Origin of the sequence: Micromonospora sp. LOL_015 (assembly GCF_048060275.1) — a bacterium.
Lineage (GTDB): Bacteria > Actinomycetota > Actinomycetes > Mycobacteriales > Micromonosporaceae > Micromonospora_E.
This window is the reverse complement of record NZ_JBHMIO010000078.1, coordinates 1-11,865: the sequence shown is the minus strand read 5'-3', so window position 1 is coordinate 11,865 and position 11,865 is coordinate 1. Positions and strand designations below refer to the sequence as shown.

11 protein-coding genes are annotated in these 11,865 nt (G+C 71.7%); 8 read left to right on the top strand and 3 right to left on the bottom strand.

The window, feature by feature from the left end; translation table 11 throughout:
• Positions 1–93: 93 nt before the first annotated feature.
• Positions 94–1,512: a carbohydrate-binding protein gene (locus tag ACFHWU_RS27825; protein ID WP_416554756.1), complete on the bottom strand. Its 1,419-nt coding sequence runs from the start codon at positions 1,510–1,512 to the stop codon at positions 94–96.
• Between the two features lie 369 nt (positions 1,513–1,881).
• On the opposite strand from ACFHWU_RS27825, the gene ACFHWU_RS27820 reads away from it, so the two are divergent.
• From ACFHWU_RS27820 to ACFHWU_RS27805, 4 genes are all read left to right on the top strand, one after another.
• Complete coding sequence (locus ACFHWU_RS27820; RefSeq protein WP_416554758.1) at positions 1,882–2,670, top strand: hypothetical protein; 789 nt, start codon at positions 1,882–1,884, stop codon at positions 2,668–2,670.
• A gap of 95 nt (positions 2,671–2,765) precedes the next feature.
• Complete coding sequence (locus tag ACFHWU_RS27815; protein WP_416568330.1) at positions 2,766–3,980, top strand: carboxylate-amine ligase; 1,215 nt, start codon at positions 2,766–2,768, stop codon at positions 3,978–3,980.
• 36 nt (positions 3,981–4,016) lie between these two features.
• Positions 4,017–5,396: an FAD-dependent oxidoreductase gene (locus ACFHWU_RS27810; protein WP_416554762.1), complete on the top strand. Its 1,380-nt coding sequence runs from the start codon at positions 4,017–4,019 to the stop codon at positions 5,394–5,396.
• A gap of 63 nt (positions 5,397–5,459) precedes the next feature.
• Positions 5,460–6,104, top strand: a complete 645-nt coding sequence (locus ACFHWU_RS27805) for a DUF1707 SHOCT-like domain-containing protein (RefSeq protein ID WP_416592124.1) — start codon at positions 5,460–5,462, stop codon at positions 6,102–6,104.
• A 10-nt stretch (positions 6,105–6,114) separates the two neighbouring features.
• Here the strand turns inward: ACFHWU_RS27805 and ACFHWU_RS27800 are convergent, their stop codons facing one another.
• Positions 6,115–6,984: an Fpg/Nei family DNA glycosylase gene (locus tag ACFHWU_RS27800; RefSeq protein WP_416554766.1), complete on the bottom strand. Its 870-nt coding sequence runs from the start codon at positions 6,982–6,984 to the stop codon at positions 6,115–6,117.
• Positions 6,985–7,098: 114 nt separating this feature from the next.
• On the opposite strand from ACFHWU_RS27800, the gene ACFHWU_RS27795 reads away from it, so the two are divergent.
• Complete coding sequence (locus ACFHWU_RS27795; RefSeq protein ID WP_416554768.1) at positions 7,099–7,866, top strand: MBL fold metallo-hydrolase; 768 nt, start codon at positions 7,099–7,101, stop codon at positions 7,864–7,866.
• On the opposite strand, the gene ACFHWU_RS27790 is transcribed toward ACFHWU_RS27795, so the two are convergent.
• Positions 7,828–8,343: a MarR family winged helix-turn-helix transcriptional regulator gene (locus ACFHWU_RS27790; RefSeq protein ID WP_416554770.1), complete on the bottom strand. Its 516-nt coding sequence runs from the start codon at positions 8,341–8,343 to the stop codon at positions 7,828–7,830. The genes ACFHWU_RS27795 and ACFHWU_RS27790 overlap by 39 nt on opposite strands.
• 168 nt (positions 8,344–8,511) lie before the next feature.
• Here ACFHWU_RS27790 and ACFHWU_RS27785 point away from each other — a divergent pair, with 168 nt between their 5' ends.
• From ACFHWU_RS27785 to rocD, 3 genes are all read left to right on the top strand, one after another.
• The gene (locus tag ACFHWU_RS27785; protein WP_416554772.1) at positions 8,512–9,093 is read left to right on the top strand and encodes a hypothetical protein; all 582 of its coding nucleotides are present in this window, start codon (positions 8,512–8,514) and stop codon (positions 9,091–9,093) included.
• Between the two features lie 313 nt (positions 9,094–9,406).
• The gene (gene ddaH, locus ACFHWU_RS27780) at positions 9,407–10,216 is read left to right on the top strand and encodes a dimethylargininase (RefSeq protein WP_416592125.1); all 810 of its coding nucleotides are present in this window, start codon (positions 9,407–9,409) and stop codon (positions 10,214–10,216) included.
• Positions 10,213–11,430: an ornithine--oxo-acid transaminase gene (rocD, locus tag ACFHWU_RS27775; protein WP_416554774.1), complete on the top strand. Its 1,218-nt coding sequence runs from the start codon at positions 10,213–10,215 to the stop codon at positions 11,428–11,430. The genes ddaH and rocD overlap by 4 nt, the downstream gene beginning before the upstream one ends.
• Positions 11,431–11,865 lie beyond the last annotated feature (435 nt).

The window sequence follows — 11,865 nt, the reverse complement described above, 5'->3', positions numbered from 1 at the left end:
CCAAACCGGCGGACGAACCCCGCCTCGCCGCTTGACACAACCCATAGGGACACCCCCCCGAAGCGGGTCGACCAGCCGGGCTCCCCGTCGAGGTCAGCGGCGGAAGTGGAACCAGTTGACGTTGACGAAGTCGTTCGGCTGGCCGCTGCTGAAGGTCAGGTAGACCGTCTGCCGGCCGGTCACCCCGGAGACGTTGCCGGGCACCGTACGCCAGGTCTGCCAGCCGCCGGTGTCACCGACGGCGAAGCTGCCGATCGGCGCGGCGGTCGGGCTGCCGATGCGGACCTGGACCAGGCCGCTGGCCCCGGCACCGGCACCGGAGGCGACCCGGGCGACGAAGTCACGCGGCGGTGTCGAGCCGAAGTCGACGTTGTCGTAGCGGGCCCAGTCGCCGTCGGCCAGCCAGCCGATGTTCTGGCCGCCCTCGCTGCACGCCTCGGTCCCGACCCCGTTGTGGGCGTTGAACGCCTCGGCCTGGATCGCGGCGTACGCGTTCACCCCACCGCCGGGCGGCGGGGTGGTCGGCGGTGGTGGGGTGGTCGGCGGCGGGTTCGACCCGCCGCGGGTGTAGACCGCGACGTAGTCGACCAGCATCGGTACGCCGGAGACGGTGTTCGCGGTCGGCGTGGTGGAGCCGGCGACCCCGTTCGGGAAGGCACCGCCCATCGCCACGTTGAGCAGGATGAAGTAGCCGGCGTGGGTGGTCATGTTGGACCAGTGCGGCTCGGGGATCTGCCCCTGGGTGACCGTGTGGTAGTGCTGTCCGTCGACGTACCACCGCAGTTGCTGCGGGCTGGCGCTGGCGTCCCACTCGAAGCGGTAGGTGTGGAACGCCGACTGGCAGGAGGCGCCGGGGCAGGCCCGGGACCCGCCGATGCCGTTGAACTCGTCGCACGGTCCGCCCGGGGCAACGCCGCAGTGCAGTACGCCCCAGACGTTGTTCAGGCCGTTGACGTTCTCCATCACGTCGAACTCGCCGATCGCCGGCCAGTTCTGGTAGTTGCCCCGGTACGGCGAGCCGAGCGCCCAGAACGCCGGCCAGTAGCCGGAGGCGGCGGCCCCGGTCACGTTCGGCACCTGGATCCGGCCTTCGATCGCCATCACGCCACCGGACGGCGGCTTGAAGTTGCTGCGTACCGTCTCGATCCGGGCCGAGGTCCAGTTGCCGGCGCCGTCGCGGATCGGGGTGATCCGCAGGTTGCCGTTGCCGTCGTGCCGGACGTTGGCGGTGCTGTTGGTGTAGGTCTGGATCTCGCCGGTGCCCCACTGTGGCGGGCCGCCGGGGTAGCTGGTGCCGGTGTCGATGATCCAGTTGGCCGACGAGGGCAGGGTGTTGGCGGCACCGGTGAAGTCGTCGCTCCAGAGCAGGTCCCAGCCGCTGGGGGTGGGCGGGATCGCGGCGTTGGCGTGCGCGGTGACCGAGGTGACGACGGCGGTCGCGGTGAGCGCCGCTGCGGCGGCGACGATCCGGGTACGGATGGGGCGACGAGGGCGTCGCGGGGGTGAATTCATCACTGGCCTCTCTGCTGGGGTGTGGGCCGGTCACGGCCTGCTGGGGGGTGGCCGCTCGCCGACTCTTGGTCCGGATCAGGGCAGATGTCGCCGACCGGCTGAGAGCGTTCTCTCCGGCACGGTTGCCGATCTTCGGTCTTGAGATATCAGAACTGATGGGGACGGTCGGGGATCGCTCAACTCATCGAGAGAGCGCTCTCAGAGTTGTACGTCTCCAGGTCGGACTTGTCAACCGATGTCGATGTCGCAACCGGCGTGGAGACTGGCTCTGAACCCGTCCGGCCAGGCCGGACAGCTCGTAAAGTCAGTTGAATCCCTGCATAGCAGTGGATAAGGAGACAAGGTGCGCGTGTCGCATGGAGGAGTCCGGTGAACGGCTGGTTCGAGCAGACCATAGTCTCGACCGGCCGGCTGCCGCTGTTCTGTTTCTTCGTCGGCGTCGTCCTCGGCTTCGCGTTCATCCGATTCTCGGTCCGGATGATCCGGGCACAGGTGCGCTGGTGGCCCGGCAACGTCACCCGGGGCGACCTGCACATCCATCACGTCGTCTTCGGGGTGGTCTTCATGCTGGTCGCCGGGGTTGCCGGGCTGGCGATCCCGGTGGAGACGACCGTGTGGCGAGCGGTGGCGGCCGCGCTGTTCGGCGTCGGCGCCGCGCTGGTGCTCGACGAGTTCGCCCTGCTGCTGCATCTGAGCGACGTCTACTGGTCGGAGCGCGGCCGCACCTCGATCGACGCGGTCTTCGTGGCGGTCGCCGTTTCCGGGCTGCTGCTACTCGGCCTGCGACCGCTGGGGGCCAACGAATTCCTCACCGGCGAGACCGACCCGGCACAGTTCGCCGGCGCCGCGCTCATCGTGATCAACCTGGTGCTGGCAGCGATCACCCTGCTCAAGGGCAAGATCTGGACCGGGCTGCTGGGACTGTTCCTGCCGGTCCTGCTGATCGTCGGCGCGCTACGGCTGGCCCGGCCGCACGCGCCCTGGGCGCGCTGGTTCTACCGCGGCGAGAGCCGCTGGGCCGAGTGGCGACGAGCCAGGTCCGCCGACCGCGAGCGCCGCTACCGGCAACCAATCATCCTGGCCAAGATCCGGGTCCAGGAGCTGATCGCCGGTCGGCACGACCTGCCGCTGCCCCGGCCACCCCGGCGCGAACGCTGAACCGACCGCCCATCCGCGAACGCTGAGCCGACCGGCGCGGCCGGCGGCACCGCAAAGCCGTACCGCCGGGTCGTCCGAAGGCGCAGGATGGCCCGATGACCAGCAGTACTGTCGCCGCCGAGCCGGCCCGGCACCGGCCCGACGCGCTGACCGTCGGTGTGGAGGAGGAGTTCCTGCTCGTCAACCGCCGGTCGGGTGCCGCCGCACCGGCGGTCGCGGCGGTGCTCGCCGAGATCCCGCCGGAGCTGCGCGGGCAGGTGCAGCGGGAGTTCCAGACCAGCCAGATCGAGATCGGCAGTCCACCCGGCCTGGACCTACGGGCGCTGCGGCGTACCCTCGGGACGCTGCGCGCCGGGGTCGCCGACGCCGCCGAGCGGGCCAGTGTCCGGCTGCTCGCCGTCGGCACCGCACCGGTCGCCGGTCCGCAGCCCGACGTGGTTGACGACCCACGCTTCCACCGGATCGTCGAACGGTACGGCAAGCTGCTGCCCGGCTCGGGCACCAACGGGCTGCACGTGCATGTCGCGGTCCCGGACCAGCAGGTCGGCGTACAGGTGCTCAACCACCTCCGCCCGTGGCTGCCGGTGCTGCAGGCGGCGACCGCCAACTCACCGTTCTTTCACGGCGTCGACACCGGGTACGCCAGTTGGCGGTCGGTGATGTGGCAGCGTTGGCCGGCGGTCGCCCCGGCCCCACAGCTACGCTCGTACGAGCACTACCGGTCACTGGTCGACGACCTGACCACCGCCGGTCTCATCCTGGACGAAGGGATGCTCCACTGGTACGCCCGACTGTCGGCGCACTACCCCACCGTCGAGGTCCGCATCGGCGACGTCTGCCCGAGCCTGGACGACACGATCCTGCTCGCCGCACTGGTCCGCGGTCTGGTCGGCACCGCGCTCACCGCGGTGGAACAGGACCGGCCACCGGTCGACGTGGAGCATCATGTGCTGGTCGCCGCCCACTGGCGGGCCGCGCACGACGGACTGGAGGGGCAGGCCGTGGACCTGGCCACCGGGGCACCCGCGTTGCGTCCCGGCTGGCATCTGCTGCGCCGGCTGGTCGACACCGTCCGCCCCGAGCTCGACCGGCACGGCGACGTCGCGCTGGTGGACTCGCTGCTGGGCCGGCTGCGGGCCCGGGGCACCGGGGCGGCCCGGCAGCGGGCCGTGCACGCCGGCACCGGCGACCTGGGCGCCGTGGTGGACTACCTGGCCGCGCAGACCCGCAGCCGGTCGATCATCCCGGCACCGCCGCACGTGACCGCTCCCCCGCCGGACCGGCCGCCACTCCCCCCACCGGACCGCTGATCCGGTCCGACCGGACCCGACTGGAGAAGATGTGAAATGGCGCAACGGATGGTGGTGATCGGCGGTGACGCGGCCGGCATGTCGGCCGCGTCTCAGGCCCGGCAACTGCGTGGCCCCGACGAGCTGAGCATCGTCGCGTTCGAGCGGGGCCGGTTCACCTCGTACTCGGCCTGCGGAATCCCGTACTGGATCTCCGGCCTGGTCGACGACCCGCAGGAGCTGATCGTCCGCGATCCGGAGACGTTCCGCCGCGACCACCACATCGACGTCCGCATCCGGCACGAGGTCACCCGGATCGACCTTGCCGCGCGGGAGGTGGTGGCCACGTCGTTCGGCGACGGCGGGCGGGAGGTCCGCGAGCCGTTCGACACCCTGGTGTACGCCAGCGGAGCGGCGCCGGCGCAGCCGCCGTGGGCGGGCAACGCCGCCGCCGGCGTGTTCGGGGTGCAGACTCTCGAGGACGGTGCGGCGCTGCGGGACTGGCTCGATCAGGAACCGGTGCCGCGTCGGGCGGTAGTGGTCGGCGGTGGGTACATCGGGGTGGAGATGGCCGAGGCGTTGATCCGGCGTGGCCTGGCGGTAACCCTGGTGGAGCGCAGCCCACAGCCGATGTCCACGGTCGACCCGGACATGGGAGCGCTGGTCCGCTCAGCGCTGGTCGGGCTCGGCATCGACGTGCGTACCGGCGTAACGGTCACCGGCCTGCACGAGCGGGACGGGCGGGTCTGCGAGGTGCTGACCGACGAAGGCGCGGTGCCGGCCGACGTCGTGGTGCTGGGTCTGGGCGTACGGCCGAACACCGGGCTCGCCGAGCAGGCCGGCCTGCCGATCGGCGTCACCGGCGGCGTCCGTACCGATCTGCAGATGCGGGTGATCGGGGTGCCCGACGTGTGGGCGGCCGGCGACTGCGTCGAGACCTTCCACCGGGTCAGCGGCCGGCCGGTGCACATCCCATTGGGCACCCACGCCAACAAGCAGGGCCGGGTGGCCGGGATCAACATCGGCGGCAGCTACGCCACTTTCCCCGGGGTGATCGGCACCGCGATCACCAAGGTCTGTGACCTGGAGGTGGCCCGCACCGGGCTGCTCGAACGCGAGGCGACGAAAGCCGGGTACGCCTATGTGAGCGCCACCGTGGAGTCGAACAACCGGGCCGGATACTTCCCCGGTGCCGCACCGATGACCATCAAACTGATCGCTGAGCAGCACACCGGGCAGCTGCTGGGTGGTCAGATCGTCGGCACCTCGGACGCGGCGAAGCGGATCGACGTGCTGTCCGTCGCGGTGTGGAACCGGATGTCGGTGGCCGAGATGACCGCCCTCGACCTGGGCTACGCCCCGCCGTACTCGCCGGTCTGGGATCCGGTGCTGGTCGCCGCCCGGCGGGCCAACAACGCCGTCGCCGAGACCCCGTGAGCCGGCGCCCGCCCGGACCGGGCGGGTGGCGGTTGCCGTCGGGCGTGCCGTTAGGCTTGGCGGGTGGACTCGGCGACCCACCCCAGCGGCGATCACCTGCGCGTCTCCGACGCCGAGCGGGAGCAGGTGGTGGAGCTGCTCGGCCAGGCGACCGCGGAAGGCCGGCTGACCCTCGACGAGTACGCCGACCGGGCCACCGAGGCACATCAGGCCAAGACCCGGGGTGAGCTGGCCCGGCTCACCGCCGACCTGCCCACCGAGCCGTCGGGTGGGCTGCCGGCCGCCGCCGGGCCGGGTGCGCTGGCGGCGCGCGATCCGGCGTACCCGGCGGTACCGGGCGGCGGCGCGACGCCGCCCGCCCCGGTGGAGCGGATGGTGGCGATCTTCGGTGACGAGGTGCGCAAGGGGCACTGGCTGGTGCCGGACCGGGTGGAGGCGCGGGCGGTCTTCGGCGACTGCAAGATCGAGTTGCAGGATGCCCAGATCCAGCATCAGGTGACCACTATCGAGGCGACTGCCATCTTCGGCTCGGTCACCGTGTACGTGCCGGAAGGGGTCGACGTCCGGATGACCGGCACGGCGGTGTTCGGTGACAAGAAGTCAAAGTTGACCGCACCGCCCCGGCCCGGTGCCCCGATCATCCAGGTGAGCTGCAACGTGATCTTCGGTTCGGTCGTGGTGCGGCCACCGAAGCGCAAATGGTGGTGACGGCGGCGGGTCAGCCCGGTTGGCAGGTCGGGCACCAGTAGGTGTTCCGGGCGGCCAGCACCCCGGCGGCCACGGTGGCGCCGCAGCACAGGCAGGGTTGGCCGGCGCGCCGGTAGACGTACACCTCGCCACCGTGCCGGTCGTTGCGCGGCGCCCGGCCCATCGCCTCCGGCAGGTGCTCGTCGCGGATGGTGTCGATCCGGCCCCGGCGCACCCCGATCCGCATCAGAGCGACCAGGTCGGACCAGATCCGCTGCCACTGGTCGGCGGTCAGCCGCCGGCCGGGCATGGTCGGCGCGATCCCGGCCCGGAACAGCACCTCGGTGGCGTAGACCAGACCGACCCCGGCGACGATCGTCTGGTCGAGCAACAGCGCACCGAGTGGCCGGGCGCTGCGCCGGATCCGTCCGCCGGCGGTGTCCGGGTCGGCGTCGTCGCGCAGCGGGTCGGCACCGAGCCGGTCGCGCAGGGCGTCGGTCTCCGCCTCGGTGAGCAGTTCGCAGGCAGCCGGCCCGCGCAGGTCCAACCAGTGCCGTCGGGCGGCTTCGCCGGCTGCCACTGCTGGTCCGTCGGCTGTCCCTGCCGGCCCGCCGACCAACCGCAGCCGGATCTGCCCGACCGGTGCCGGCGGCTGTCCCGGCCCGTCGGCGACGGTGCCGTAGAGGCCCAGGTGCACGTGCAGGATGCCGCCGCCCGGACCGCCCCGGTAGTGATGCAGCAGGTGCTTGCCGTACGCCTCGGTGGCGGCGAGGGTGGCGCCGGTGAGTCGGGCGGCGCCAGCGGCGAACCGACCCTGCGGGCTGGTCGCGACGATCTGCGCTCCGCCGAGTACGGCGTGGTGGTGGGCGGCCAGCCGATGGATGGTGTGGCCTTCGGGCATGGCAGCAGAGCCTATCGGCAGCAGCCGGCTTGACCATGGCCAGACCCGACTGATTGTATGTTGCTCAACTGTTGACTACCTGACGATTTACTTCGTCGCTCGTTCGGAGGTCCTGTGCCCACTCGCACCACCGTCCTGCCGATCCCCGTCACCGGCAAGCGGAGCGTGAACGCCTATCTCCTGCTCGGTCGCCGACCGGTCATCGTCGACGCCGGGATGCCCGGCAGCGGCGGAAAGATCCACGCCAGTCTGATCCGCCACGGGGTGGACCCGTCCGAGGTGGCGCTGATCGTGCTCACCCACGGGCACACCGACCACTTCGGCTCCGCCGCCCGACTGCACCAACTCACCGGGGCACCGGTCGCCGGTCACGTCGCCGATCTGGCTCAGTACCGGGCCGGCGCGAGCCGGCGGCCCTATCTGCCGACCGGGCCGACCGGGCGGCTGATCATGCGTACCGGGGTGCTCGACCGACCGGTCCGGCCGGTCGAGCCCGACCTGTTGATCGACGGCGAACTGCGGCTCGACGACTACGGTGTGGCCGGCCGGATCGTGCCCACCCCGGGCCACACCGCCGGTTCGATCTCAGTGCTCACCGACGACGGCGACCTCGTCGCCGGAGACCTGGTCGCCAGCTCGATGCTAGGCCTGCTCGGCAGCCGGCCGGCCAACCCGCCGTTCCACGATGACCCAGCCGGCAACCTCGCCAGCCTGCGGCGGATGCTGGCCCTCGGCCCGGCGACGCTGCACGTCGGGCACGGCGGCCCGCTCGACCCGCGCCGGGTCGCCCGCTGGGCGGCAAGGGAGGAGAAGCGGCTCAGCCGATTGGCCGGGCGCGGCCGACTAACCCGTCGTCGGGCCGGCGTCGGCACCGATCAGTAGCTTGCCGATCAGGCCGACCAACTGGTTCCGCTCGTCGGCGGTGAGGCGCTCGAAGAACCGGGTCTCGAGGGTCGCCGCGTCGGCCGAGATCGTCGCGAGGGCCGCCCGACCGGCCGGGCTGATGGTGACGATGTACGCCCGCCGGTTGGTCGGATTGCGCTGCCGGGTGACCAGACCGGCGCGTTCCAACGCGTCGACCGTGCCGACCATCGTGGTTCGGTCGGTCCGTAGCCCGTCGCTGAGCTCCTGCTGGGAACGGGGACCGGTGGCGTCGAGCATGCCCAGCACCAGGAACTGGGTGAGGTTACGGCCGGTACGCGCGGCGGCGGCCTCACCAATGCGGGTCGCCGCAGCCCCGGCGCGGCAGAGACCGACGATGTGCCGTTGCCACAGCAGCTGACGGAAGTAGTCCGTGAGCTCCGGCGGATCGTCGGGACCGCGCGTTCCATGATCCGCTTCCGGTCCTGTTGGCCTCACCGACACCGCTACACCCGCCCATGATCGGAACCTGACCGTCCGAGGGTATCGCCACCCGCTTGACCGTGACTGGTGTGGCGGACCGGACATCCGGGTACGGCAAGCCGACAACCGCCGGAGACCCGCGCAGCCGCAGTGCGGTCCGGCGTACCGATAAGGAGGTCTGTCATGGTCAGGATTCCCTCGCTGTCCCGGCGCACGGAGCCGACGCGGCCGGCGGACGACCCGCCACCGATTGGCGGTACCACCGCGACCGCGACCGGCACGGCCGACGCCGCAGAGGCCGACACGACGCGGAGCGACACGACCCGGGCCGGGGTTACCGACCCGGCCACCCGGCCGTCGCCGCCGGGACCGCGCCCCGAGCCACCCAACCGGGAGGGCGGCGACCCCCGGCCGGCTCCCCCGCCGACACCGGCCGGGCCACGGCCCCGGGCCAGCCTGCTGGCCACCGTCAGTTTGATCACCGGGATCACCGGCGCGCTGTTCGTGCTGTCCGGGCCGCTGGCACCGTACGGGATCGCGATCGGGGTGATCGCCCTCGCCACCGGCCTCGGCGGGATCTCGGCGACGGCCCGCCGGCACATCGCCGGCCGGACAGAGGCGCTGACGGGCATCGTCGTTGCCCTCGGGACGATGATCGTCGGCAGCCTGGCGCTGACCGGCGCGCTGAGCTGGCTGACCACCGAGACCGACATGGTGCAGCAGGTACGGCAGTGGCTTGATTCACAGTTTGCCGGAATCTTCTGACGGGCAATCGTGACCTCGGGACGGTGGTCTCACCGTCCCGCAGGCCCAGCAGCGGTGGTTCACCGCACGAGGGCCGACCGAACCGGTGGTTCACCGGGCACCGCATCTTCGGGGGCGACAGCGTGGTCGCTCCCCGAAAGCAGGTGGACGCAACAAAGCGCACGTTGGACCCAGCGATGACGCAACGATTCGCCAATACAAGCAACTCTTGACAATGGTTTCTGCGGGTCACAGCCCTTAGCGTGAAGGACAAGCGCCAGCCCACGGCCACCGCCGAGGCGCGCCTTCGACCCCAGGAGCCAGTCGCATGACGATGCACGCCACCCACCGGCAGTACCTGATGTGCCGGCCGACGTACTTCGCCGTGGAATACGCGATCAACCCGTGGATGAACCCGGCCCGCCCCGTGGACCGGGAGCTGGCGATCACGCAATGGGACCAGCTGCGCCGGACGTACCTGGAACTGGGCCACACGGTCGACGAGATCGAGCCGCTGCCCGGTCTGCCCGACATGGTGTTCGCCGCCAACGGCGCCACCGTCATCGACGGCCGGGCGTTGGCCGTGCAGTTCCGCGAGCCGCAGCGGGCCGACGAGGCGCCTGCCTACCGCGACTGGTTGGAGCAGGCCGGCTTCCCGGTGCACGAGGCCAAGCACGTCAACGAAGGCGAAGGCGACCTCCTGGTGGTCGGCGACTATCTGCTGGCCGGCACCGGGTTCCGCACCTCGCACGCCGCGCACGCCCACGCCCAGGAGGTGTTCGGCCGCCCGGTGGTCACCCTGCAACTGGTCGACCCGCGCTTCTACCACCTCGACACCGCGCTCGCCGTGATCGACGAGCGGACCATCGCGTACCTGCCCGAAGCGTTCTCCCCCGGCAGCCAGGCGGTACTGCGCCGGCTGTTCCCGGACGCCGTCACGGCCAGCCTGGCCGACGCCGCCGCGTTCGGCCTCAACGCGGTCAGCGACGGCCGACACGTCGTGCTACCGGTGCAGGCCGACGGGCTGGCGGCGGCGCTGCGCGAACGCGGCTACCACCCGATCGGGGTCGACCTGTCCGAGCTGCGCAAGGCCGGCGGCGGCCCGAAATGCTGCACCCTGGAGCTGAGGAGGTCGAGCCGATGATCGTTGACGGGATGCTGCGGACACCGAGAGCGGTACGGGACGCGGAACGCTGGACCGCGCACAACTACCACCCGCTACCGGTGGTGATCAGCGAGGCCACCGGCGCCTGGGTCACCGACGTCGACGGCCGACGCTACCTGGACTGCCTGGCCGGCTACTCGGCGCTCAACTTCGGCCACCGGCATCCGACCCTGACCGCCGCCGCACACGCCCAGCTGGACCGGCTCACCCTGACCAGTCGGGCGTTCAGCCACGACCGGTTCGCCGACTTCTGCCGGGAGCTGGCCGAGCTGTGCGGCAAGGACATGGTGCTGCCGATGAACACCGGCGCCGAGGCGGTGGAGACCGCGCTCAAGGTCGCCCGCAAGTGGGGCTACCAGGTCAAGGGCGTACCGGACGGGCAGGCGACCATCGTCGTGGCCGACGGCAACTTCCACGGCCGGACCACGACGATCGTCAGCTTCTCCACCGACGCCGAGGCCCGTGCCGACTTCGGGCCGTACACCCCGGGGTTCACCATCGTGCCGTACGGCGACCTCGCCGCGCTGGCCGACGCGATTGACCAGACCTGCGTCGCGGTGCTGCTGGAGCCGATCCAGGGCGAGCAGGGCGTGGTGGTGCCGCCGAACGGCTACCTGACCGGGGTACGGGACCTGTGCACCCGCAACGACGTGCTGTTGCTCGCCGACGAGATCCAGTCCGGACTGGGCCGCACCGGGGCGACGTTCGCCTGCGACCACGAAGGCGTCATGCCGGACATGTACCTCCTGGGCAAGGCGCTCGGCGGCGGCATCGTGCCAGTGTCGGCGGTGGTCGCCGACCGGTCGGTGCTCGGCGTGCTGCGCCCCGGCGAGCACGGCTCGACGTTCGGCGGCAACGCCCTCGCCTGCGCGGTCGCCACCGAGGTGGTCCGGCTGCTGGCCACCGGCGAGTACCAGCGGCGCTCGGCCCAGCTGGGGGCGCGGCTGCACGCCGGGCTCGACGCGCTGTGCGACGACGGCCGACTGCTCGCCGTCCGCGGTCGCGGGCTGTGGGCCGGACTGGACCTGGACCCACGGCGGATGACCGGTCGGCAGGCCTGCGAACGGCTCGCCGAGCGGGGCGTACTGGCCAAGGACACCCACGGTGCGACGATCCGGCTGGCCCCGCCGCTGGTCGTCGACGAGTCCGACGTGGACTTCGCCATCGAACAGCTTTCCCACGTGCTGCGCTGAGCACACCGGCCGGCCGGGGGGCGATGCGCCGCCCGGCCGAAAGCCGGTCGTCCGGCGGTACGGGCAGGGTCGGGGTCAGGTTCCGGGTCAGTCAGTGGAACACGATGGCCCGGCCGCAGGCGATGCTCGCCCGACACGCCTCGTGCAGGGTGAGCCACGCCTGCGTCTCGGCGGAGAAGTTGGTGCCGTCGGGCACCGCGAACAGCCGGGCCGCCTCGGTGTCCGGCAGGTCTCCGGCGGGATCCAGCCGGACGCCGATCGCCGGGGCGCAGCGCCGCAGCTCGGTGAGCAGACCGTGACCCGACGATGCCGCCGCCGGCCACCCCGGCCTCGGCCGGCAGGAACACCGGGTCGCCGAAATCGGCCGGCACGTATTGACATCCTCGCCGCCCTAAACGGCGGCGATTCCAGCCACGCCGCGCGTGACACGCGCGA